Origin of the sequence: Geobacillus sp. WSUCF-018B (genome assembly GCF_002809985.1) — a bacterium.
Taxonomy (GTDB): Bacteria; Bacillota; Bacilli; order Bacillales; family Anoxybacillaceae; genus Geobacillus; species Geobacillus thermophilus.
In genome coordinates this window covers 1-22953 of sequence record NZ_PIJF01000036.1, presented here as the reverse complement: position 1 = coordinate 22953, position 22953 = coordinate 1, and the positions used below count along the sequence as shown (strand labels likewise).

The following is a 22953-nucleotide window of genomic DNA, read 5'->3' as shown; positions in this document are numbered from 1 at the left end:
GGGCGGCCGCGGTCAAGCTGTGTCCTTTTCCACTTTTTTGTTCATTGCTTAGGCAGATGTTCCTTTCGTGGAGCATCTGCTTATTTATTGTCCAAAAAATAGTGGTTGAAACTGAGCTGTAGTTCACAGTCATGTTTTTCTATGAGGTATAAGACTGGAAAGGAATCAAAAAATTTACTGACATTTTTTCTATAAATATTGAATTTAGAAAAAAAATGATAGAATATTATCTAAATATTATATATAGTATAAAATTTTAGTAATACTAACAAAAGGGAGAAGGACACATTGGCAAAGCAAACGTTATTGGAAATTGAGGAGTTGCGAGTCTCTTTCCGCATCGGTGATGACTATTATGCGGCGGTCGACGACGTTTCGCTGGCGATCGGAGAGAACGAAGTCGTCGCTCTCGTCGGGGAGTCGGGTTGCGGCAAAAGCTCACTCGCTTTGTCGATCATGGGTCTCCACCCGCCCGAAAAGACAAAAATTGAGGGGCGCCTGCACTTTAAAGGGACAAATTTGCTGTCGCTCTCCGTTGCCGAACTCAATCGCATCCGCGGCAAAGAAATCGGGATGATCTTTCAGGATCCGTTAACGGCGCTCAATCCGCTCATGACGGTCGGCCGGCAGATCGAAGAAAGCATGGATTACCATCTGCGGCTGTCAGCAGCCGAAAAAAAGAAGCGAACGATCGTCTTGCTTCGCAAAGTCGGCATTCCGGAGCCGGAAAAGGTGTACCACCGTTATCCGCACGAGTTGTCCGGGGGGATGCGGCAGCGGGTCGTCATCGCGATCGCCATCGCCTGCGAGCCCGCCCTGCTCATCGCCGATGAACCGACAACGGCGCTTGATGTGACGATTCAGGCGCAGATCATAGGGCTGCTCAAAGAGTTGCAGCGGCAAATGAAAACGAGCATTATTTTAATCACGCATGATTTGGGGGTGGTGGCGGAAATGGCGGACCGTGTGGCGGTCATGTATGCTGGGGAAATCGTTGAGTTAGCGGACGTCGATACCATTTTTCACCGTCCGCTTCATCCATACACTCGCTCATTGTTGCAGTCGATCCCGTCTGCGCAGACGAAAAAGGAACGACTCCACGTCATCCAAGGGATCGTTCCGCCGCTGCATAAACTGCCGCGGCGCGGCTGCCGCTTCCAGCCGCGCATCAGCTGGATTGGGGCGGATAAGCACGAATCGGATCCGAAGTTGCGGGAAGTGGAGCCGGGGCACTGGGTGCGTTGCACATGTTACCAACATTTTTATTTTCCCGATGATCAAACGGTAGGTGGAATCGGCTATGGCGCTTCTTAACGTCAACCATTTGAAAGTATACTATCCGGTGCGCGGCGGTTTTTTTCGCCGGGTGGTCGACCATGTCCGCGCGGTGGACGATGTCAGTTTCACGCTGAACAAAGGGGAAACGTACGGGCTCGTCGGCGAGTCCGGCTGCGGCAAGACGACGACAGGGCGCGCGATTATCGGTTTGATCCGCGCCACGGCCGGGGAAGTGCTGTTTGAAGGGACGGATTTGACAAAGCTTCGCCGCCGCGAGTTTCATCCGTATCGGAAAGACATCCAGATGATTTTCCAAGATCCGTATTCTTCGCTCAATCCGCGCAAACGTGTGCTCGACATTGTCGCCGAGCCGCTCCGCAATTTTGAACGCCTGTCCCCGCAAGAGGAGCGGCAGAAGGTGCAATACGTTTTAGAGCGGGTCGGCTTGAGCGCGGAGTCGATTTACAAATATCCGCATGAATTTTCCGGCGGACAGCGCCAACGCATCGGCATTGCGCGGGCGCTCACGCTCAATCCGAAGCTCATCATCGCCGATGAGCCGGTGTCGGCGCTTGATGTGTCGGTGCAGGCGCAAGTGTTGAATTTCATGAAAGAAATCCAGCAGGAGTACGGGCTGACGTATTTGTTCATCAGCCATGATTTAGGGATCATCCGGCATATGTGCGACCGCATCGGCATTATGTACCGCGGCCGGCTCGTGGAGGAAGGGACGAGCGAGGAGATTTTTACGAATCCTCAACATATTTATACGAAACGTCTGCTCTCCGCCATTCCGAACGCCGATCCGCGCGAACGCGGCCGGCAGGAGGCGCTTCGCCGCGAAGTGGAAAAAGAATATGAGCAGTCGTATTCCCGCTATTTTGATGCAAACGGCCGGGCTCACCCGCTCAAGCCGATTTCGCCGACGCACTCGGTGGCCATTCCGTAAAGAGGGGAAGACGGGAAGATGCTGAAATTTATTTTACGGCGAATCCTCATTATGATTCCGCAATTGTTTTTGCTGAGCGTCCTCATTTTCTTGCTGGCGAAGGCGATGCCGGGCGATGCGCTGACGGGGCAGCTGGCGGCCAACCCGAAAATGGATCCGCAGACGCTTGAGGAAATGCGGGAAAAACTTGGCTTGAATGATCCGGTACATATTCAATACATCCGTTGGGTGAAAAACATGCTGCAAGGGGATCTCGGCCTTTCCTATACCCACCAGCAGCCGGTCACTGATCTGCTGGCCGGACGGATCGGGAATACGGTGTTGCTGTCGGCGGCGATTTTAATTTTGACGTACCTGATTGCCATTCCGCTTGGCATCGTGTCGGGGCGATGGACAGATACATGGGCTGATAAGCTGATCGTCGGCTACAGCTATCTCGGGTTTGCCACGCCGCTGTTCATTTTTGCTTTGATCATGCTGTTTATTTTCGGCTTTCACCTTGGCTGGTTTCCAACCGGCGGCAGTGTGGACGTTCAGGTCGAGGAAGGGACGCTCGCTTACTATTTAAGCAAATTGAACCATCTCATGCTTCCGGCGTTGTCGGGAGCGCTCATCAACACGGTCGTTACGATTCAATATTTGCGCAGCGAAATCGTCGATACGAAAGTGAAAGATTTCGTGAAAACGGCGCGGGCGAAAGGCGTGCCGGAGCGGCACATCTATTGGCGCCATATTTTGCGCAATTCGTTTTTGCCAATCGCGGCGTTTTTAGGGTATGAGATCACCGGGCTTGTCGGCGGTTCCGTGTTTTTGGAGTCGATCTACAGCTATCCGGGGCTTGGCCAGCTGTTTTTGCAGTCGATTATGCAGCGGGATTACAGCGTCGTGACGGCGCTCGTCATGATTTCCGGCCTGGCGACGCTGGTGGGCACGCTGTTGTCGGACATCATTTTGAGTGCGGTCGACCCGCGCATCCGGATTGAGTAGGGAAGGAGGAAGGCAGCTGACATGAAAGCGGAAATCAGCGGCCCAACGCCGGCCGGAGCGAACATCGAGAAAAGCCCTTCCGCCTTTTCGATCATGTGGCGGGAGGTGGCTCGGGATCGGCTCGCGCTTGGTTCGCTCATCATTTTAGGAATCCTTTTGTCGATCGTCTATGGCGTGTCGCTCTTTTTGGATCAAGAGGAAATCGTGAAAGTGGATTTTCTTTCCATCTATTCTCCGCCGTCAGCGGAACACTGGCTTGGCACAGACTACGGAGGGCGCGACGTGTTTGGCCAGCTCATCATCGGCGCCCGCAATTCGTTTACGATCGGGCTGGCCATTACGCTCATCACTGGGGCGATCGGCCTCATTGTCGGATTGGTGGCCGGCTATTTCGGCGGCTGGATTGACAATGTCATTATGCGCATCATCGATTTCATTCTCGTTCTGCCGTTTTTGATGCTCGTTATTGTTTTTGTCGCCACTGTGCCTAAATATAATGTATTGACGTTCATTTTGATCATGAGCGCGTTTTTGTGGACGGGCAAAGCCCGGCTGATCCGCGCCAAAACGCTTGCCGAGCGCGAGCTGGATTATGTCAGCGCGTCAAAAACGCTCGGCACGCCAGATTGGAAAATCATTATTTTTCAAATTTTGCCCAACCTCAGCTCGATCATTATCGTCAATTTGACGTTAAATTTGGCGGGCAACATCGGCATCGAGTCCGGGCTCACGTATCTTGGCTTCGGGCTGCCGGAGAGCACGCCGAGCTTAGGGACGTTGGTCAGCTATGCGACCAACCCGGATGTTTTGCAAAACAAATGGTGGGTTTGGTTGCCTGCGTCATTGCTTATTTTAGTGATGATGCTGTGCATAAATTTCATCGGCCAAGCGCTGAAACGTGCGGCTGATGCAAGACAACGACTAGGATAAGGGGGAAGAAAATGTGAAGAGAAAATGGCTGGCGGCTCTCGCCGCGCTCTTGCTCGTGCTCGCCGGGTGCACGGGCAAATCCGACACAACGAGCGGAAAGGGCAACAATAACGAAAAACCGGCGGCTCAGAAGGAAGACATCAGCAAATTCCCGATGACGGTGAAAAACGACGGGAAAATCATCGATGGCGGCGTGTTGAAATACGGCCTTGTGTCCGATACGCCGTTTGAAGGGACGCTCAGCTATGCATTCTACACCGGAGCGCCCGACGCAGAGATTTTGCAATTTTTTGACGAGTCGCTTTTCCGGACGAACGGTGACTATGAAATTACAAATGATGGGGCTGCCACGTATGAGTTGTCGGATGATAAAAAGACGATGACAATCCATATTAAAGACAATGTGAATTGGCATGACGGCCAGCCGGTGACCGCCGAAGACTTGGAGTATGCGTATTTGGTCATCGGCCATAAAGATTACACCGGCGTCCGCTATGGCGATGCGCTCATCCAAGGCATCGTCGGGATGGAAGAATATCATAGCGGCAAAGCGGATAAAATTTCCGGCATTAAAGTCATCGACAAAAAGACGTTGACGATCACATGGAAACAGGCCAATCCGTCGGTGTTGACTGGCATTTGGGCGTATCCGCTGCCGAAGCATTACTTGAAAGACATTCCGATCAAAGACTTGGCGAAATCGGATAAAATCCGGAAAAACCCGATCGGGTTCGGTCCGTTTAAAGTGAAGAAAATCGTTCCGGGCGAGTCGGTCGAATTTGTTCGCAATGATGACTACTGGGCTGGCAAACCGAACTTGGAAGGCGTCATTTTGAAAGTCGTCAGCCCGCAAGTCGTCCTGCAAGCGCTGAAAAAAGGCGAAATTGACGTCGCTGAGTTCCCGACTGACCAATATTTGAACGCGAAAGGGACGAAAAACATTCAGTTTATCGGCAGAGTGGATTTGGCGTACAACTATATCGGCTTTAAACTCGGCCATTGGGATGCGAAAAAGCAGGAAAACGTAATGGACAATCCGAAATTCCAAAACAAAAAACTGCGCCAAGCCATGGCGTACGCCATCAACAACCAAGAGGTGGCCGACCGCCTGTATCATGGTTTGCGCTTCCCGGCGAACACGCTCATTCCGCCGTCGTTCCCGGGCTATCATGACAGTTCCATCAAAGGGTATACGTACAATCCGGAAAAAGCGAAACAATTGCTGGATGAAGCGGGATATAAAGATGTGGATGGCGATGGCCTCCGCGAAGATCCAAACGGCAAAAAATTCAAGGTCAACTTCTTGGCGATGAGCGGTGGGGACATCGCTGAACCGCTGGCCAAATTTTATATGCAATGCTGGAAAGATGTGGGCCTCGATGTCCAACTTGTGGACGGACGCTTGGCGGAGTTCAACTCCTTCTACGATATGGTCGAAAAAGACGATCCGAAAGTGGATGTCTACGCCGCCGCTTGGGGAACTGGAACGGACGTCGACCCGTACGGATTGTACGGCCGCAACGTCATGTTCAACTACTCGCGTTGGGTGAACGAGAAAAATGATGAGCTGCTAGAAAAAGGCCATTCCGAGCAGGCGTTTGATAAGGAGTATCGCCGGAAAATTTACAGCGAGTGGCAAAAGCTAATGAACGAAGAAGTGCCGGTCATCCCAACGTTGTATCGTTCCGCCATCTATGCGGTCAACAACCGTGTCGCCAACTTTACGGTTGACCCGAGCTCGAAGCTGACGTGGAAAGATGTCGGCGTCACGTCCGAGCAGCCAGAAGTGGCGGAATAAACAAAAAAGCGATTGCTTCTATGGGATTCGATATGGTAACATGAAAGACAAATGATCATACGTCTTATCAAGAGTGGGCGAGAGAACGGGCTTGATGACCCCACAGCAACCTGCCGGCAAGGTGCTAACACCCGCAAAGCGGTCTCGCTTTGGATGATAAGAACGGCTGCCCCCTTTCGCATCATTCCGAGGCGAAAGGGGTTTTTGTCGATAGGGGGTGAAGGGGGAAATAGTGAAGAGGGACATGTCGATCCGAGCTTGCATGGCCGCTCATCTCCGTGCCGCTGCGTTCGCCGTTCATGTCATGCGCTGCGTGCAGGCGGAGCTGATTCGGTTTGACCCTGAAGCGGCGGTTTATGTCGACCGCGGGGGCGGATATACCCACTTGTATGGGAAAGCGCAAGGGACAACCTTTTCAGTGTTGTTGACCGACAGCGAGGCGGACGAATGGAAGGCGGACGGACCGTACGCCCTTGATCGCTACATATGGACAGAGCTTGGGAAAAAAGGGGTTTTTCCAATGCGGATGACGCCGTATTTACAAGCTGTATGGTTAATGGAGTCATAGAAAGGAAGAGGACGAATGGCAGTCAAAAAATTTGAGCATGTCGGCATTCAAGTAAAAGACATCGAGGCATCAAAGGCATTTTACCAAAACGTCGTCGGCCTGGAGTTGCTTGACGAAATGATTCATACGAACGGAACGATGAAACTGGCGTTTTTAGGGATTGACGGCTCGATCATCGTCGAGCTGATCGAAGGATACAACCCGAACTTGCCGACGGAAGGAAAAGTGCACCACGTGGCGTTTACGGTCGAAGGCATCGAGCAGGAAAAAGAACGGCTTCAGTCGCTCGGCGTCCCGCTTGTGTGGGAGGAGATTACAACGCTCCCAAACGGGGCGAAATACTTATTTTTCCTTGGCCCGGACGGCGAATGGATCGAGTTTTACGAGCCGGCGCAATGAACGAAGGGGAAGGCGGCCATCGGTATGGCCGCCTTTTGCCGTGCAAGAAGGAAAATAGGGAGTGCACCGCGTATAGGTAAAGGGGAGAGGAGGAGAACAGATGGAGCCGCAAGTTATCCACGCCATTCAAGACGACTACCCGGATGAATTTGCCTGGTGCTATGGCTGCGGACGGCTGAATGAGCAAGGCCATCATTTCCGCACCGGCTGGGACGGGGACAAAACGGTGACCGTCTACACGCCGCGCCCGGAACATACGGCGATCCCTGGGTTTGTGTACGGCGGGCTGATCGCCTCGCTCATCGACTGCCATGGCACCGGGTCGGCGGCGCTTGCCTTGCATCGGAAAAACGGCCATGAGCCGGGAAGCGGGGAAACGCCGCCGCGCTTTGTTACTGCGTCGCTTCACGTCGATTTCGTCAAGCCGACGCCGCATGGAGTGCCGCTTGTCGCCGTCGGCACTGTGACGGAGATTCATCCGAAAAAATGGAAAGTGGACACCGAAGTGTTCGCCAACGGCGAACTGTGCGCCCGCGGGCAAGTCGTCGCCGTCGTAATGCCGAAAACGTTTGTCCGTGGGTAACAAGCAACAAAAGGCGCCGGAGAGCGGCTGTTTTTGACAGCGCTTTCTCCGGCGCTTGGCAACTGGTCGAAAACGGCTGCGCCTCACCTCGTTTCGCCATTGAGGACTGATGATGTCACGAAAAAGGCAACTCGACAACGCCTCTTCTCAAGTGGGGAAACCTTGTGAAATTGGTTCTCCTTTTTCAACAAAACCACCGATTTGGCGAACATCATCGTTTTTCACCGGTTTTCTCGGATTCCTCTGATCATCGCTTTCCATGCGTTTCAAAACAACAACAGCAGCTGCTGTTTGGCCTCGTCGAATCCAAGGAGAACGAGCATGCGCAAAAACGCCTTTTGGAGATCCATCACCTTCACGGTTTGTCCATGATCAGCACCGACGACGTGGCGCTCGCCACCTCTTTGCCGTTTTGCCGCACGATGGCGGTTACATAGGCGACGGTTTTCCCGAACTTTTCCACCCGCGCCTCGATTTCGGCTTCTCCAGCCGCCGCTGGGCGGTGAAACGTCGTCTGCAAGTTGATGGACGCGTGCAGCTGGTCATCGCGAAGCAAGGTCGTCACCGCATACGCCATGAGAATGTCCGCCGCCGCCCCGACGAACCCGCCCATAATCACCCCGTTGCCGTTGAGCAGCGATTCGCTGATCGTCCATACGCCTTTCGCATAGCCGTCTCGGGCTTCCGTCAGGCGGACGCCGAGCGTTTCGTCGCATGGGGGCGGCGCGCTTTGACCGGCGATGACAGCGTGCAAGTTGGTCATTGGCTTCATGTGGAACACCCTTTCTGTTGTCAATCATGTTTTTTTATTCGCCAAACGGCGGCGATTTCCTCTTTTCGCGTGCATGAGGAGGAGAACGGCAAAGCTGTGGCGAAAGAAACAAGCAGCTGATGATGGAAAGGAGATGGTCTCATGTATCAACCGCCAGACGCCGGCCGTTGGACGGGACGGATTGACAGCGTGAGCGATGAGCAGGCGTTTCGTCTTCATCAGCGCATTCGCTTGCTCGATTTGTCGCAGCCATTGGAGACGGTGGAACGAGCGGCGGCATTCATCGGGTTTGCGTGCGACGAAGGAGTGCGCCGCAACCAAGGCCGCCAAGGGGCGAAAGAGGCGCCGGCCGCCGTCAAAGCGGCGCTGGCCCGGCTGCCTTGGCATCTTCCGGAAGGGGTCGTTGTCTATGACGCAGGCGATGTCGTTTGCGTCGATGAACGGCTCGAACAAAGCCAGACTGAACTTGGGAAGGCGGTCGCCCGCCTGCTGAAAAACGGGATGGCGTCTATCGTGATCGGCGGCGGCCATGAGACGGCGTACGGCCATTACTTGGGCGTTCGCGAAGCGCTCGGGCCCGAAGCCCGCCTTGGCATCCTCAACATTGACGCCCATTTCGACTTGCGCCCGTACGATGACGGGCCGACGTCCGGGACGATGTTTCGGCAAATATTGGATCAAGACGAACGGGTCCGTTACTTCTGCCTCGGCATTCAGCGGCTTGGCAACACGGCGGCGCTGTTTGCGGCGGCCGAGACGTACGGCTGCCGGTACATGCTTGAAGACGAGCTGACCGCAGGGCCGATCGAGGCCGCCTATGAACAAATCGAGGAATTTGCCGCTCATCACGATGCCGTGATGTTGACCATTTGCATGGACGCCATCAGCGCGGCTGCCGCGCCGGGGGTGAGCGCGCCGTCGCCGTTTGGACTCGCTCCGTCGCTAGTGCGCGCTCTCGTCCGCCGAATCGTTTCTCATCCGAAAACGATCAGCGTCGATCTTTGCGAAGTCAATCCACTCTGGGATGAAGGCGGAAAAACGGTGGCGTTGGCGGCCGCCTTTTGCATGGAGGCGCTCCTTCATTTTCAACGCTTGCAGCCAAGGCGGTGAGAACGTGAAATTGGTCATTGCCGAACGGGATGACAAAGAACGGGAAGCGATCCGCTGGCTCGTGTCCGCGTATTCCTTGCCGATTGAGCGGGTGTATACGGCAGCCACCGTGGAGGAGATGATGGCCGTCTTGGAGAGGGAGGCGCCGGAGCTATTGTACGTCGAACTGGATATGATTCCGTATGAACGATGGTCGAAGGCGACATCCCACGTCCGCTTGTTTTGCCAACGCGTGATTGCCGCAACGGCCGAGGCGACGTTTGCGCGGGCGAAACAAGCCATCGACTGGCAATGCGTCGATTTGCTTGTGAAGCCGCTTGAGCCCGCCAGGCTGAAGCAGGCGCTGCGGGCGGCGGCGTCGCGTTCCCCGGGACGCCCAGGCTTGCCGGCGGGATTGGACGCCCATCACGACGATTACCGCTCCTTGTTTTGCGATTTTCCTTCCGCGGCCTCCGCGCATGTATGGCTTGTGCAGGCGGAACAGCCTGCCTTGTCTCGGGAAGTGATCCGCTTTTTAACGAGCTATCCGTTTCGCGGACGGGCGCGCGTATTGCCGCTCACCCATATGGCGGTTTGCCTGCTTCCCGATTTGCCGGGCGACGGGAAAGAAGAGGCGTGGAAGCTGTTGCGCGATTGGGAAGAGGAGCATCATGAGCCGCTCGCGGTTGTCGTGATGCCGCCTGATGGTCGGAAAACGGTGCGCGGGCAATACCAAGCGGCCCGCCGGTTGCTGGAGACGACGTTTTTCATTGGCTATCGCCAAGTGATCGCTCCCGCTTCGGAATACGAACAGTGGCGTGAGCTCGATCCCTTTTTGACGCCCGAGGAGCAGCGGCAATGGATCGAGATGCTCGAGCGGTTCGACCATGAAGGGGTGAAGCGATGGCTGCGGCGCGAATTCTCCCATTGGAAGCCGCCGTTTCCGAGCCCGGAGATGGTGCGGACGCGGCTGACGAGCATCTTGGCGCAAATCCGCCGGTTTATGAAAACATACGGCCTTGACCGCGGCGGAACCGAGCGGGAGTATATGCGCATTTTTCAAGACATTTTGTACAATCCCGTCTTGTATCGCATCGTTCAAGAATTGATTTTATTTTTATATCGATTGTTCCATGAGGCCAAGCAGGCCGAGGAAGACGCGCGCGTCGACGCCGTGGAGCGCGGCCTCCGCTATATGGAGGCGCATTTTCGCGATCCGTCGCTCACGCTTGAGCGGGTCGCGGCCGCCGCCGGGCGCAGCCCCGCGTATTTCAGCCATTTGTTGTCGAAAAAGCGCGGCGTGACGTTTCGCCAGTGGCTGACCAACCGGCGGCTTGAGGAAGCGAAACGGCTGCTTCGGCAGACGGATTTGTCGATTAAAGAAATCGCCGAACAAACCGGGTTTCGCACCGCCCATTATTTGACGCGCGTCTTTAAAGCCGAACTGAACCAGACGCCGACCGCCTACCGCGATGAACAACGGCTGAAACCGTCATCACCGCGGTAGGCGGTTTTGTCTGTGGCAAAGCGCAGCCTTGCCGGATCGCGGGCGAGAGGGGGCGGCGTATATTTCAAAAGAAATGGATCGATATCGAAAAAAATGAACAAATAAAACGGAGAGGAAATAGAAAATTCAAAAAAATGTGATCACTTTTAAAAGACGTGCGCCTATCTTCTCCTTCTTTGCTCCCTTACAATGAAAAGCAAAGAGGAAAAAGGAGAGGATGACGATGGCAGAAAAACGGACCGTACGCTCGTTTGCGGGAACAGAGCGGCGGGCGAAAGGATGGATTCAAGAAGCGGCGCTGCGGATGCTGAACAACAATTTGCATCCCGATGTCGCCGAGCGGCCGGAGGAATTGATCGTCTACGGCGGCATCGGCAAGGCGGCGCGCAACTGGGAATGTTACGAGGCGATTGTGGACACCCTTCTTCGTTTAGAAAACGATGAAACGTTGCTCATTCAATCCGGCAAGCCGGTGGCGGTATTTCGCACGCATCCGGACGCCCCGCGCGTGCTGATCGCCAACTCCAACCTCGTGCCCGCATGGGCGACGTGGGACCATTTCCACGAACTTGATAAAAAAGGGTTGATCATGTACGGACAAATGACGGCCGGGAGCTGGATTTACATCGGCAGCCAAGGGATCGTCCAAGGGACGTATGAAACGTTTGCCGAAGTGGCGCGCCAGCACTTTGGCGGCACGCTGGCCGGGACGATCACGCTAACCGCCGGCCTTGGCGGCATGGGCGGGGCGCAGCCGCTCGCCGTGACGATGAACGGCGGCGTCTGCCTCGCCATCGAAGTCGATCCGGCCCGCATCCAGCGCCGCTTGGACACGAAATACCTTGACACGATGACCGACAGCCTGGACGCCGCGCTGGCCATGGCCAGACGGGCGAAGGAAGAGAAAAAAGCGCTGTCGATCGGCCTTGTCGGCAATGCGGCTGAAGTGTTGCCGCGGCTCGTTGACATGGGCTTTGTTCCGGACGTCTTGACCGATCAAACGTCCGCCCATGATCCGTTAAACGGCTACATCCCCGCGGGGTTGACGCTTGATGAGGCGGCTGAGCTGCGGGCGCGCGATCCGAAGCAGTACGTTGCCCGCGCCAAACAATCGATTGCCGCGCATGTTCGAGCGATGCTGGCGATGCAAAAGCAAGGGGCGGTGACGTTTGATTACGGCAACAACATCCGCCAAGTGGCAAAAGACGAAGGGGTGGACGACGCCTTTTCCTTCCCGGGTTTTGTGCCGGCCTACATCCGTCCGCTCTTTTGCGAAGGAAAAGGGCCGTTCCGCTGGGTGGCATTATCCGGCGACCCGGAAGACATTTATAAAACCGATGAAGTCATTTTGCGTGAATTCAGCGACAATGAGCGTCTTTGCCATTGGATTCGCATGGCGCAAAAACGCATTCAATTCCAAGGGCTGCCGGCGCGCATTTGTTGGCTCGGCTACGGCGAGCGGGCGAAGTTCGGGAAAATCATCAACGACATGGTGGCCAAAGGCGAGCTGAAAGCGCCGATCGTCATCGGCCGCGATCATTTGGATTCGGGCTCCGTTGCTTCGCCGAACCGGGAGACGGAAGGAATGAAAGACGGAAGCGACGCCATCGCCGACTGGCCGATTTTAAACGCGCTGTTGAATGCGGTCGGCGGCGCAAGCTGGGTGTCGGTTCACCACGGCGGCGGCGTCGGCATGGGCTACTCCATTCACGCCGGCATGGTCATCGTCGCCGACGGCACGAAAGAGGCGGAAAAACGGCTGGAGCGCGTGTTGACGACCGACCCGGGGCTTGGTGTGGTCCGCCACGCCGACGCTGGGTATGAGCTCGCCATTCGGACAGCGAAAGAAAAAGGCATCGATATGCCGATGCTCAAGTAGAAAGGGGGATCCATATGCGCCCGCTTTTTGTCCGCCGCGCCCGCCAGCTCGTCACGCTGGCGGGAAGCTCCGCGGCTCCGCTCGTCAAGGAGAAGATGAGCGATCTAGGCATCATCGAAAACGGCAGCGTCTGGATCGAAAACGGCACGATCGTGGCGGTTGGGACGGACGATGAACTGGCCCGCCAATTTGCCGATCGGCTCGCCGAAGCCGAAGTGATCGACGCCAAAGGCAAAACGGTCACCCCTGGCCTCATCGACCCGCACACCCATCTTGTGTACGCCGGCAGCCGCGAACACGAATGGACGATGCGGCTCGGCGGGGCGACGTACATGGAAATCATGAACGCCGGCGGCGGCATTCATGCGACGACAAAAGCGACGCGCGAGGCGTCGGAAGAGATGTTGTATGAAGAAAGCAAGCGGCGGCTCGATCAGTTTTTGCTTCATGGGGTCACGACCGTCGAAGCAAAAAGCGGCTATGGTTTAAGCCTTGAGCACGAAATCAAGCAGCTTGAAGTCGCCAAGCGTCTCGATGACACCCACCCGGTCGATATCGTCTCCACGTTTCTTGGCGCCCACGCCGTTCCGCCGGAGTGGAAGCACGATCCGGATGAATACGTCCGCCTTGTCATCGACGAGATGATTCCCGAAGTGAGCCGGCGGGGGCTCGCCGAGTTCAACGACGTCTTTTGCGAGCGCGGCGTCTTTACCCCCGACCAGGCGCGCCTCATCCTCGAAGCAGGGAAAGCGCACGGCTTGACGCCGAAAATTCACGCTGATGAAATCGAACCGTACGGCGGGGCGGAACTGGCCGCCGAAGTCGGCGCCATCTCCGCCGACCACCTGCTTCGGGCATCGGACGAAGGAATCCGCCGCATGGCCGATGGCGGCGTCATCGGCGTTCTCTTGCCGGGCACGGCGTTTTTCCTCATGACCCAAGCCGCCGACGCCCGCCGTCTGATCGACGCCGGCGTTCCCGTCGCCTTAGCGACCGACTGCAACCCTGGTTCGTCGCCGACCGTCTCGCTGCCGCTTGTCATGAGCCTAGCCTGCCTGCATATGGGCATGACTCCCGCTGAAGCGATGGCCGCCGCCACGATCAATGCCGCCCACGCCATCGGCCGCGCGCATCTTGTCGGCAGCCTCGAGCCGGGGAAGAAGGCGGATTTGGTCATTTTCAACGTTCCGAATTATGTGCAGATCATGTACCATTACGGAGTCAACCGTGTTGAGACGGTGATCAAAGGCGGGGAGGTGGTGGTGAAAGAAGGCAAGGTGTGCATCTGAAGGGAGGAATCGTCTTTCGCCAAAGCGTTTGGCGACCGGAAGCGGCTATGCTTCCGGCCGCGCAAGTTGGGGTAAAAAGAACAATGGGGGTGGAGGAGAATGAAAACGGATACAAATATAGCGCCATCCGTGCCGACGCCAACGCCGGCCAGCGGGGCATGGAAGTTTTTCGTCTTTAGTGCCATCGGCATTTTCGTATTTTTCGTCCCGGTGTCCATCGGCGGCACATCATCGATTTTGCTCGATCATATTGTGACATGGATCCGCACCCAGTTTTCAGCACTTGTTCCTTATTATGCTCTGATCGTGATCGCTCTCGGTGCAATTTATCCATTTTATAAAAAAACGTGGAACAAAGATGCCGTAACAGTCGTTTTTTCGCTGCTGAAAGTTGTTGGGCTGATTACGGCGGTCATGTTGGTGTTTCGCATCGGTCCGTCATGGTTGTTTCAGCCGAATATGGGACCGTTCTTATATGACAAGCTCGTCATTTCCGTCGGACTTCTTGTGCCGATTGGCTCCGTCTTTCTCGCCATGCTCGTTGGCTACGGGCTTTTAGAATTTGTCGGCGTATGGATGCAGCCGATCATGCGTCCGATTTGGAAAACGCCGGGCCGTTCGGCGATCGACGCCGTCGCCTCCTTTGTCGGCAGCTACTCGATCGGTCTATTGATCACCAATAAAGTGTTCAAAGAAGGCAAATACACCGTGAAAGAAGCAGCGATCATCGCTACCGGCTTTTCCACCGTATCGGTGACATTTATGGTCGTTGTCGCGAAAACATTGGGGCTCATGCCAATCTGGAACACGTATTTTTGGGTGACATTTCTCGTGACGTTTGCCGTTACAGCGCTTACCGCCCGGCTTTGGCCGCTGAGCCGCATGAGCGACGAGTATTACGACGGCAAAGGAGATCCCGAACAAAAAGTGACGGGAAGCTATATGAAGCAAGCTTGGTCCGAGGCGATGAAAGCGGTAGGACAGTCAAAAGGGATTGGGACAAACATATGGGAGAACTTGCGCGATGGCTTCATCATGACGATGGGCATTTTGCCTTCCATTATGTCAGTCGGACTGATCGGGCTGCTGCTCGCTGAATATACGCCGTTGTTTGACTGGTTGGGCTACCTGTTCTACCCATTCACCCTTCTGTTGCAAATCCCTGAACCGTTGTTGGCTGCGAAAGCTTCGGCCATTGAAATCGCGGAAATGTTTTTGCCCGCTTTGCTTGTCACCGAAGCTCCGCTTGTCACAAAATTCATTATTGCGGTCGTATCCGTCTCGGCGATCCTATTCTTTTCCGCTGTCATTCCATGCATTTTATCTACAGAAATTCCGCTCAGCTTGCCGAGGCTGCTGGTCATCTGGTTCGAACGCACCGTCTTGACGCTCGTCCTCACCGCTCCGCTTGCGTACTGGCTGCTTTGACAACGGGTTGGCGCCTGGGGGGTTATGTTCCTTTCATCTTGGGAATAAGCGAGGAGAACCCGACTTCTAAGCGATAGCGAAAGTCGGGGAGGAATCGCTAAAAATATGATATCATTAAATTAGTGAAAGGTGGTGAAAATGTGAAACATTTGCTAGTCATCGTAATCCTTTTTTCTTTATCCGCATGCAGTATATGGGAAAAGAATGAAAAACAAGCCCAAAATGCTGAATCTACAGCTTCGGTAAAAGAGATGAGTGATATTGAAAAAATACCTGTTAAAATAGATCAAAAAGTAATCAGTCATATCAATTGGGAAGTAAGCCCGGTTTTTCAATCTGGAAATTATAAAATGCGCGGAGTACCAAACAAAGTGGGTTTCATTGATGCACCGTTTATAGCAAACAAAGATAGCAAATACATGTGGCATTTCTGGGGGGACTCCATTCCAGAAGGAGAACTGACAATCGTTGCAGTGAAAAAAGGCAGCAACGATATAGCTCCTGCGTTAACACTAGACGGAAAAACCGTTTGGACAACGGGAGTTCCAGGAGGTCCGAATAATGGTGCAGACGCACATATACCATCAAATATAAGGCTTGGTGAATCTGGAAAATGGGCATTACTCGTCTATCTTGGAAAAACGTACTGGGATTACGTTGTAATCGACGTAAATTGAACGCTCTCCCACTTACGCTCACGCTGGGAAGTGGCGGTCTTCTCGGTTCGAGATGACAAAATAACAAGTGAAGCCAAAGGTGTTGCTGCACCTTCAGCCCCGCAATAGACGGTTCCCATAAAGGGGGTCGGCGCGAGCAGAAGGAAATAATCCGCCTAAGCGCCTCGTTAACTTAAGGGTGGATTATTTCTTTTGATTGTGCGACAGTATTGAAACCATGCGACTTGCGAAAAAACATCAATGCTTCAAATACTGTCATCGGCATCACCCCCTTCCAAATCAGGGGAGGCCGATCCACCCTCAAGTCACCGTAACATATTCACATAGTTAAGAGATTCGTTTACCGTTTTTGAGAGCCTGTCCACGCCATGACAGGCTTTCACGTCGTTTCCCGTTGCTGCTTTAACAAATCGCGAATCTCTGTGAGCAGCTCCTCTTCTTTCGTCAGCGTCGTCGCCGTTTCTTTGACGTCTTCCTGTTTTTTCATCCGCTCGTACAGTTTGTTAAGCAGTTTGACAAACAGGAAAATCGAAAACGCGATGATCAAAAAGTCGACGACTGTTTGGATAAACGCCCCATATTTCACTTCCGCTTTGCCGACTTTCCACGACAGGCCGCTGAAATTGATGCCTCCCAACAATAAGCCGACGAGCGGCATGATGATGTCATTGACGAGCGAAGAAACGATTTTGCCAAATGCCCCGCCGATGATCACCCCAACGGCTAAATCGATGACATTGCCGCGGACGGCGAATTTTTTAAACTCGTTCCACATGGTCATCTCCTTCCGAAGAAAATGTTCGTCTGCTATTATACCCGACCGGCCGCAACATTGAAACTTTTTAGTTTAAATCGTAGCAAATCAATTGGTTTTATAGTATTATAGAATACGTTCATCAACCAAAACAAAAGGGGGAACGCATCGTGGAAGTGACCGCACAACAACGAGACGTTCGCGCGAAACAAGCAGCGAACGCCCCGAAACATCTGACTGCGTGGATTATTGCTGTTTCCTGCCTCATATTGATCGGTGGAACGTTGTTCTTATATAGCCGCGTTTCTTGGCAACAGGCGCTTTTGTATGTGCTCGGGGCGTTTGGTGGATTTGTATTGTACCAGGCGCATTTTGGCTTTACATCCGCATGGCGAAAGTTTATTCTATACCGCCAAGGGGAAGGCATTCGGGCACAGATGGTCATGATGGCGGCAGCCAGCGCGTTGTTTTTGCCGCTGCTCGTGAAAGGCTCGGCGCTCGGCCACCCGGTGTCAGGGTATGTATTTGGCGTGGGAGTATCGGTCATCGTCGGTGCTTTTCTGTTTGGCATCGGCATGCAGCTTGGCGACGGCTGCGCGTCCGGGACGTTGTACCATATCGGCGGGGGCGATGCGAACGGCATCGTGACGCTCATCGGGTTCATCGCTGGCTCCGTCATTGCGACGACTCACTTTGACGTGTGGGCGAAGATGCCGCAATGGGAGCCGTTCTCGTTCATTGGCGAGTTCGGCCCCTTGGGAGGGTTTTTGCTTCAGTTGGTTTTGCTTGCGGTCGTCTACTATGCGGTGACGGTGATGGAAAAACGACGCCACGGCCAACGCGTTGCTGCATCGCTTGAGAACCATCATGGCTGGAAAGCGATTTACAAAGGGCCGTGGCCGCTTCTGGTCGGGGCGTTGCTCTTGGCTGTAACGAACGCGCTTGTGCTGATGATTAGCGGCAAGCCTTGGGGCATTACGTCCGCCTTCGCCCTTTGGGGAGCGAAGTTCGTGCAGCTGTTTGGCATCGACCCGACCGCTTGGGCGTACTGGCAAGATGAAGCGAAACGGCAGGCGCTTGCGAATCCCCTCTACTACGATACAACGACTGTGATGGACATCAGCTTGATGGTCGGCGCCTTATTGGCGGCGGCGCTCGCGGGCCGCTATACAAAACCCATTCAGTGGAAGCGTCCGACGCGCATGACGATCGGTGCGCTGATCGGCGGCCTGATGATGGGATACGGCGCCCGGCTGGCGTTCGGCTGCAATATCGGCGCGTATTTCGGCGGCATTGCGTCATTCAGCGCCCACGGCTGGGCGTGGTTTGTCTTTGCTTTCCTCGGCAGCCTGATCGGCGTCAAACTGCGTCCGTATTGCGCGTACAAAAACTAAACGTTCGAACTTCGGCATCCCGTCGTTTTGGCGGGGTGCTTTCTTTATGCAGGACGGCATATGGTACAATGGGCAGTGAGGCTTCGACAAGAGCAGCTGCCTGCTTGTTTGAAATCGTTTTCCTTGTTTTGGGAGAGCGGAAGGAGGACAGCGGTGTTCATTGGGAGAGGAGGGAAAAGGCATGCGGCAAGCGGCCTCGATCGTCTGCATTGGCGGGGCGAACGTCGACCGAAAGGCGCGGTTGCTCACTCCGTTTCGGCTCGGCACGTCCCATCCCGTCACCACGACGCAAACCGCGGGTGGGGTGGCGAGAAACATCGCCGAAAACTTAGGACGGCTTGCTCAACCTGTTTCGCTCGTCAGCACCGTTGGCGATGATCGCGATGGACAGTGGCTCGTTGACGTGACGAGCCGATATGTCAATACGAGCTTCATCGTGCGAACGCCAAAAGCGAACACCGGGACGTATACAGCGGTGCTCGATGAACGCGGCGAGATGGTTCTCGCCTTGGCGGATATGGCCATTTATGATACAGTGGGGGAAGAATGGCTAAAGCAGCAATGGACTCGGCTCGGTCCGATTTCTGCGGTCGTGCTTGACACGAATTTCCCGAAGGCTGTCATTCGTTCGGTGATTGCACAATGTCGCCAAGAGGACATCCCGCTTTGTGTTGTGACGGTGTCGGTTCCAAAAGTGAAGCGATTGCCCAGCGATTTGTCTGGTGTGACGTGGTTTGTCACGAATGAAGCGGAGGCTAAGGAATTTGTGGGACGCGACGGACATACGGACGACATAATGAAACCGATCCTTCAAGCCGGCGCCCAGAACGTTGTCGTCACGCGCGGCGCAAACGGCGTCGCGTACGCCGCCAAGCAAGGGGAAACAGAAGCGATTGCGGCGCCGAAGGTTGAGGTCACCGACGCCACCGGAGCGGGCGACGCCTTTGCGGCTGGATTTTTGTACGGCGTCTTAGGCGGACATACGGTGGAAGACGCCTGCCGCTTTGGGATGAGCAGCGCGGCGCTTACGCTGCAAACGGCCGAAACGGTGCATCCCGCTTTGAATGAACACCTGTTGCAAGCCGCCTATGCGCGGTATTTTTGCGAAGGGGGAACGAAGTGATATGAATGATTTTCTCGTCTTTTCCGAAGAAGTCGCTCAAGCGAAGGCCGAAAAAAAGCCGATTGTCGCTTTAGAATCAACGATCATCTCGCATGGCATGCCGTATCCGGAAAACGTGCAGACGGCGAAAGACGTCGAGCGGATCATCCGCGACCGCGGCGCCGTGCCGGCGACGATCGCGATTTTTAATGGAAAAATTAAAATTGGATTGACAGAAGGGGAACTTGAACAGCTCGGGACAAGCCACGATGTAGAAAAAGTGAGCCGCCGCGACTTGCCGTATGTCGTCGCCATGAAGAAACACGGGGCGACGACCGTGGCGGGGACGATGATTTGCGCCCAGATGGCGGGCATCCGCGTATTTGCGACCGGCGGCATCGGCGGCGTGCACCGCGGCGCCGAGCGGACGATGGACATCTCGGCTGATTTGCAAGAGTTGGCGCACACAAACGTCGCGGTCGTCTGCGCCGGGGCGAAATCAATTTTGGATTTAGGCTTGACGCTTGAATACCTCGAGACGCACGGCGTTCCGGTCATCGGCTATCAGACGGACGTCCTGCCGGCGTTCTATTCGCGGACGAGCCCGTTTCGCGTCGGTTATCGCTTAGACAGCGCCAAAGAGATCGCCCAGTTCCTTGAAACGAAATGGAAGCTTGGGTTAAACGGCGGTGTTGTGATCGCCAATCCTGTCCCAAAAGAAGAGGAGCTCGAGGAGTCGTATATCACCGCCATCATCGAACAAGCGCTTAAGGAAGCAGAAAAGCAGCACATCACCGGCAAAGCGGTCACCCCGTTTTTGCTTGACCGTGTGAAAACGTTAACCGGAGGCAAAAGCTTGCAAGCAAACATCGCCTTAGTGAAAAACAACGCCGCCTTGGCGGCCGACCTTGCCCGAGAGCTTTCTTGATGCGAACGCCCCCGCCCTTCCATCAGGGCGGGGGCATGATGGCAGTGGAGGATTTATCGAGCGTGAAGCAAATGGCGGATTTTTCGATCGTGCTGGGCGATTTTGACGGAGTGGAAGTCGACTGTTTCTTGTGTTTCAACTGGTTCGACGCGGATGTGGCCGAGTTTCGCTTCGAGCCGTTCGAACCGTTCGTTCACGGTGCGCTCCAACTGGGCAATCTGCCGCTCAAACCGTCCGTCCATCTCCTCAATGCATGTACAATGCTTATTCCCAAAATGAATGGTAAAGTTGATTGATGCCAACCCGATATGGTATGTTAAAAGAAAAGGTTAATAAAAATTAACATTAATATCGGTTTATGACTCTATTTTGTGTTAAAAATAATTAACACAAAGGAGGTGTGATGATGGAGATTAAACAAACGATCGCGAAAAATCTAAATCGGGTCAAAAAAGAGATGGGGTTGAAGAATCAAGATTTAGCCGAATTGATGGGCGTGACGAGACAAACGATTGCCAAATATTTAAAAGGGGAACAAATTCCTGACAGTGCAAAATTATTTCTTCTGTCGCGACACTTGAATATCCCGATGAAGGATTTGATCGTTTCTTCAGATGATCAGCGTGAACCAATGTCTTCTTTCATGTTTCGCGCGGATAACCCTAAAGAAAACTTTCGTCTGATTGATCAAAATCAAGTGAATCGGATCATGGATGATTATTATGAGCTGCTTGCCTCTTTTGGAGAGGCTAGTGTTGCTTATTTGCCCCCGACGTATAAAGTAAAGCTCGTTGATCATGAGTTAACGGAGGAGCATAAAACCATTATTCGACAAGCAGCGGAACAAACGAGGAAAATGTTTGGCCTTGATCATGTGATCCCAAGCGATATTTATGCGGTTTTAGAGCGCCATGGTATACATGTCATCGCGTTGAAAACGATTGATAAAAAAATTGATGGTTTATCGGCTTACTCCGAGGAAAAAGGAGCTTTTATTTTCCTTAATGATCACGACGAAATACCTGAGGAACGAAAACGGTTCAGCGTCATTCACGAACTTGGCCATCTTATTTTTCATCGCGAGGAGTACCGAAGTGATCTTAGCTCTCTTACTTACAGCAGCGCAAGAAGGGAAATCAATGAAAAAGTCGCCACGTTGTTTGCAAGCTACTTTCTTATTCCTCGCGAACAGTTGCGGGAATATGCTTATTATTTTAAACGATATGTTACCCTTGAAACGATTATGGAGCTTAAGCGCCAATTTTTTGTCAGTGCTGAAGCCTTCATGAGGGCCTTATTGGATGAACAATACATTTCCGGAAGGACGTACGGCCATTTGCGAAAAACGTTGCGGGAGCAAGGATATAAAGAACAAGAACCCGCTCCAATCGAGTATATTCCCAAAAACCGCAAACTGACCTATTTTGTGAAACAGGCGTATTTTGAGGGGAGCATTACGATTAACAAAGTATGCGAAATCCTTGGATGCGATTTGCGGACTGCTAGAGAAATGGTCAAGGGATGGTATAAGGAGCATGGATGTTCAGAAAATACGGGGGCTTTATAAAAAGAGAGCGGTGGTGGACAACAATGTGTTAAACGATTTTTATGAGTTGGACAGGATGGATTTACTGACGAGAGTGTTTGGCCGAGTGTGTGTTCCCGAAAGTATTTTGTGGAATGAGACTCCTGACGATATCCGGACGGCTTTGCGACAAATCGATTACGAAACGGTCTCTTTGCATACGGAAGAGGGATACGGGCTCATGTATCAGCTGCTGACAGAATGGACAGGTTTGAGCGAATATGATGCAGAACTGATTGCCATTGCCGGTCAAGATATGATTGTATGCACATCGAATGAAAAAAGGATCATCAATGCATGTGAAAGTTATGGCATCGAATATACGGGAACTTTAGGAATTTTATGTTGCGCGTATGAGCGTCGGTTGATCGGACGGGAAGAATTCAAGGGATTGATTGACCGGTTGTTTTCCGATGAGTGCAGCTGCCACTTGCATCCGAGGTTGAAGAACCAAATTTATAAACAGTATCATTTGCAAGATGTGTAGCCGTGTTGAACAAGACTAGCGCCTTTTGCATTGAAATAGGGAACGGTCCTGTCTGGATGCGATTCAAGGACGGCCTTTCTTTGAGAACATTCCACGTCTTCCACCAAAAACTGGCCGCAAAGACCCATGTGGCAACGGGCAAAAACGTATAAAACGTGCTCCGGGCAGTAGCAACGCTGTTTTCGATCAAAGAAACAACCCGCCCCATGCGTTGAAGCAGGGAGCGGGCTTTCCGCTTAAAACGCCACCGCCATCAAGCTTAAGCTCCCATACTGGTACTCACGGAACAACACGCGCGGCGCCCCGCCGCGATCGCCGGCCCCGTAGGCGATCCAGTACGGCGCGAGATGCTCGGGCGTCGGCACGGCCTGCTTGGCGTACGGCGCCTTGTTCTCATACTCGAACACCTCTTCACTATGGGCGGCGGATCGGCTGAGAAGCCAATCATCAAATGCGACGGCCCATTCGTCCGCCTCCGCATGCCCTTCCCAACGGAGCGCCATCAAATTGTGCACCGTCCCGCCGCTGCCGATGACCATCAATCCTTCGTCACGCAATGGACGCAGCGCC

General features: G+C 53.8%; 23 protein-coding genes and 1 riboswitch. Of the genes, 19 read left to right on the top strand and 4 right to left on the bottom strand.

Features of this window, described 5'->3' with window-relative positions; translation table 11 throughout:
- The first annotated feature begins 288 nt into the window (after positions 1-288).
- From CV944_RS11455 to CV944_RS11420, 8 genes are all read left to right on the top strand, one after another.
- Positions 289-1314, top strand: a complete 1026-nt coding sequence (locus CV944_RS11455; RefSeq protein WP_100664222.1) for an ABC transporter ATP-binding protein — start codon at positions 289-291, stop codon at positions 1312-1314.
- Positions 1301-2227 carry an ABC transporter ATP-binding protein gene (locus tag CV944_RS11450; protein ID WP_100664221.1) on the top strand — a complete coding sequence of 309 codons (927 nt, stop codon included), beginning with the start codon at positions 1301-1303 and terminating at the stop codon, positions 2225-2227. The genes CV944_RS11455 and CV944_RS11450 overlap by 14 nt, the downstream gene beginning before the upstream one ends.
- 18 nt (positions 2228-2245) lie before the next feature.
- Complete coding sequence (gene opp4B / locus CV944_RS11445; RefSeq protein ID WP_014195525.1) at positions 2246-3214, top strand: oligopeptide ABC transporter permease; 969 nt, start codon at positions 2246-2248, stop codon at positions 3212-3214.
- A gap of 21 nt (positions 3215-3235) precedes the next feature.
- Positions 3236-4144, top strand: coding sequence for an ABC transporter permease (locus tag CV944_RS11440; protein WP_100659453.1), 909 nt, complete (start codon positions 3236-3238; stop codon positions 4142-4144).
- A 13-nt stretch (positions 4145-4157) separates the two neighbouring features.
- Positions 4158-5942: an oligopeptide ABC transporter substrate-binding protein gene (opp4A, locus tag CV944_RS11435; protein WP_100664220.1), complete on the top strand. Its 1785-nt coding sequence runs from the start codon at positions 4158-4160 to the stop codon at positions 5940-5942.
- Positions 5943-6003: 61 nt separating this feature from the next.
- A riboswitch (SAM riboswitch) is annotated at positions 6004-6105 on the top strand.
- A gap of 81 nt (positions 6106-6186) precedes the next feature.
- Positions 6187-6510 carry a hypothetical protein gene (locus CV944_RS11430; protein ID WP_015374488.1) on the top strand — a complete coding sequence of 108 codons (324 nt, stop codon included), beginning with the start codon at positions 6187-6189 and terminating at the stop codon, positions 6508-6510.
- Positions 6511-6525: 15 nt separating this feature from the next.
- Positions 6526-6909 (top strand): VOC family protein, encoded by a 384-nt coding sequence (locus CV944_RS11425; protein WP_100664219.1) that lies wholly within the window; start codon positions 6526-6528, stop codon positions 6907-6909.
- 100 nt (positions 6910-7009) lie between these two features.
- A complete protein-coding gene (locus CV944_RS11420; RefSeq protein WP_100664218.1) occupies positions 7010-7492 on the top strand; it encodes a PaaI family thioesterase in 483 nt (160 codons plus the stop codon).
- Positions 7493-7847: 355 nt separating this feature from the next.
- Here the strand turns inward: CV944_RS11420 and CV944_RS11415 are convergent, their stop codons facing one another.
- Complete coding sequence (locus tag CV944_RS11415) at positions 7848-8264, bottom strand: PaaI family thioesterase (protein ID WP_100664217.1); 417 nt, start codon at positions 8262-8264, stop codon at positions 7848-7850.
- Positions 8265-8405: 141 nt separating this feature from the next.
- Here CV944_RS11415 and hutG point away from each other — a divergent pair, with 141 nt between their 5' ends.
- From hutG to CV944_RS11385, 6 genes are all read left to right on the top strand, one after another.
- Positions 8406-9374 carry a formimidoylglutamase gene (gene hutG / locus CV944_RS11410; protein ID WP_100664216.1) on the top strand — a complete coding sequence of 323 codons (969 nt, stop codon included), beginning with the start codon at positions 8406-8408 and terminating at the stop codon, positions 9372-9374.
- 4 nt (positions 9375-9378) lie between these two features.
- The gene (locus CV944_RS11405; protein ID WP_100664215.1) at positions 9379-10860 is read left to right on the top strand and encodes a helix-turn-helix domain-containing protein; all 1482 of its coding nucleotides are present in this window, start codon (positions 9379-9381) and stop codon (positions 10858-10860) included.
- Positions 10861-11083: 223 nt separating this feature from the next.
- Complete coding sequence (hutU, locus tag CV944_RS11400) at positions 11084-12739, top strand: urocanate hydratase (protein ID WP_199170451.1); 1656 nt, start codon at positions 11084-11086, stop codon at positions 12737-12739.
- 14 nt (positions 12740-12753) lie between these two features.
- Positions 12754-14028, top strand: a complete 1275-nt coding sequence (gene hutI, locus CV944_RS11395) for an imidazolonepropionase (RefSeq protein ID WP_100664213.1) — start codon at positions 12754-12756, stop codon at positions 14026-14028.
- Positions 14029-14127: 99 nt separating this feature from the next.
- Positions 14128-15456: a YjiH family protein gene (locus CV944_RS11390; protein ID WP_100664212.1), complete on the top strand. Its 1329-nt coding sequence runs from the start codon at positions 14128-14130 to the stop codon at positions 15454-15456.
- 140 nt (positions 15457-15596) lie between these two features.
- Entirely contained in the window at positions 15597-16133 is a 537-nt protein-coding gene (locus CV944_RS11385; protein ID WP_227016150.1) for a DUF4871 domain-containing protein, read from the top strand.
- 379 nt (positions 16134-16512) lie between these two features.
- On the opposite strand, the gene mscL is transcribed toward CV944_RS11385, so the two are convergent.
- Complete coding sequence (gene mscL, locus CV944_RS11380) at positions 16513-16908, bottom strand: large conductance mechanosensitive channel protein MscL (RefSeq protein ID WP_100664211.1); 396 nt, start codon at positions 16906-16908, stop codon at positions 16513-16515.
- Between the two features lie 149 nt (positions 16909-17057).
- Here mscL and CV944_RS11375 point away from each other — a divergent pair, with 149 nt between their 5' ends.
- The 3 genes from CV944_RS11375 (at position 17058) to CV944_RS11365 (ending at position 20311) form a co-directional block, all read left to right on the top strand.
- Positions 17058-18281, top strand: coding sequence for a YeeE/YedE family protein (locus CV944_RS11375; RefSeq protein ID WP_100664210.1), 1224 nt, complete (start codon positions 17058-17060; stop codon positions 18279-18281).
- Positions 18282-18462: 181 nt separating this feature from the next.
- On the top strand, positions 18463-19404 hold the full coding sequence (locus CV944_RS11370; RefSeq protein WP_100664209.1) for a carbohydrate kinase family protein: 942 nt from the start codon (positions 18463-18465) through the stop codon (positions 19402-19404).
- Between the two features lies 1 nt (position 19405).
- Positions 19406-20311: a pseudouridine-5'-phosphate glycosidase gene (locus CV944_RS11365; RefSeq protein ID WP_100664208.1), complete on the top strand. Its 906-nt coding sequence runs from the start codon at positions 19406-19408 to the stop codon at positions 20309-20311.
- A 53-nt stretch (positions 20312-20364) separates the two neighbouring features.
- Here CV944_RS11365 and CV944_RS11360 read toward each other — a convergent pair whose 3' ends face one another.
- Positions 20365-20553: a hypothetical protein gene (locus CV944_RS11360; RefSeq protein WP_233205001.1), complete on the bottom strand. Its 189-nt coding sequence runs from the start codon at positions 20551-20553 to the stop codon at positions 20365-20367.
- Between the two features lie 164 nt (positions 20554-20717).
- Here CV944_RS11360 and CV944_RS11355 point away from each other — a divergent pair, with 164 nt between their 5' ends.
- On the top strand, positions 20718-21878 hold the full coding sequence (locus CV944_RS11355) for a helix-turn-helix domain-containing protein (protein WP_033006286.1): 1161 nt from the start codon (positions 20718-20720) through the stop codon (positions 21876-21878).
- Positions 21847-22383 (top strand): PIN domain-containing protein, encoded by a 537-nt coding sequence (locus CV944_RS11350; RefSeq protein WP_020756105.1) that lies wholly within the window; start codon positions 21847-21849, stop codon positions 22381-22383. Before CV944_RS11355 ends, CV944_RS11350 begins: the two co-directional genes overlap by 32 nt.
- Before the next feature lie 236 nt (positions 22384-22619).
- Here the strand turns inward: CV944_RS11350 and CV944_RS11345 are convergent.
- A partial coding sequence (locus CV944_RS11345) for a DODA-type extradiol aromatic ring-opening family dioxygenase (protein ID WP_145994826.1) occupies positions 22620-22953 on the bottom strand: 334 nt, incomplete at its 5' end.

What these genes read in the sequence shown, in the direction of transcription:
- CV944_RS11420 (WP_100664218.1), top strand. Translation starts at nt 7,010, where the DNA reads ATGGAGCCGCAAGTTATCCACGCCATTCAAGACGACTACCCGGATGAA.
- CV944_RS11425 (WP_100664219.1), top strand. Translation starts at nt 6,526, where the DNA reads ATGGCAGTCAAAAAATTTGAGCATGTCGGCATTCAAGTAAAAGACATC.
- CV944_RS11360 (WP_233205001.1), bottom strand. Translation starts at nt 20,553, where the DNA reads ATGGACGGACGGTTTGAGCGGCAGATTGCCCAGTTGGAGCGCACCGTG.
- CV944_RS11370 (WP_100664209.1), top strand. Translation starts at nt 18,463, where the DNA reads ATGCGGCAAGCGGCCTCGATCGTCTGCATTGGCGGGGCGAACGTCGAC.
- hutU (WP_199170451.1), top strand. Translation starts at nt 11,084, where the DNA reads ATGGCAGAAAAACGGACCGTACGCTCGTTTGCGGGAACAGAGCGGCGG.
- CV944_RS11350 (WP_020756105.1), top strand. Translation starts at nt 21,847, where the DNA reads ATGGATGTTCAGAAAATACGGGGGCTTTATAAAAAGAGAGCGGTGGTG.
- CV944_RS11430 (WP_015374488.1), top strand. Translation starts at nt 6,187, where the DNA reads ATGTCGATCCGAGCTTGCATGGCCGCTCATCTCCGTGCCGCTGCGTTC.
- CV944_RS11365 (WP_100664208.1), top strand. Translation starts at nt 19,406, where the DNA reads ATGAATGATTTTCTCGTCTTTTCCGAAGAAGTCGCTCAAGCGAAGGCC.
- hutG (WP_100664216.1), top strand. Translation starts at nt 8,406, where the DNA reads ATGTATCAACCGCCAGACGCCGGCCGTTGGACGGGACGGATTGACAGC.
- CV944_RS11355 (WP_033006286.1), top strand. Translation starts at nt 20,718, where the DNA reads ATGGAGATTAAACAAACGATCGCGAAAAATCTAAATCGGGTCAAAAAA.
- CV944_RS11415 (WP_100664217.1), bottom strand. Translation starts at nt 8,264, where the DNA reads ATGAAGCCAATGACCAACTTGCACGCTGTCATCGCCGGTCAAAGCGCG.
- mscL (WP_100664211.1), bottom strand. Translation starts at nt 16,908, where the DNA reads ATGTGGAACGAGTTTAAAAAATTCGCCGTCCGCGGCAATGTCATCGAT.
- CV944_RS11450 (WP_100664221.1), top strand. Translation starts at nt 1,301, where the DNA reads ATGGCGCTTCTTAACGTCAACCATTTGAAAGTATACTATCCGGTGCGC.
- CV944_RS11390 (WP_100664212.1), top strand. Translation starts at nt 14,128, where the DNA reads ATGAAAACGGATACAAATATAGCGCCATCCGTGCCGACGCCAACGCCG.
- opp4B (WP_014195525.1), top strand. Translation starts at nt 2,246, where the DNA reads ATGCTGAAATTTATTTTACGGCGAATCCTCATTATGATTCCGCAATTG.
- hutI (WP_100664213.1), top strand. Translation starts at nt 12,754, where the DNA reads ATGCGCCCGCTTTTTGTCCGCCGCGCCCGCCAGCTCGTCACGCTGGCG.
- CV944_RS11440 (WP_100659453.1), top strand. Translation starts at nt 3,236, where the DNA reads ATGAAAGCGGAAATCAGCGGCCCAACGCCGGCCGGAGCGAACATCGAG.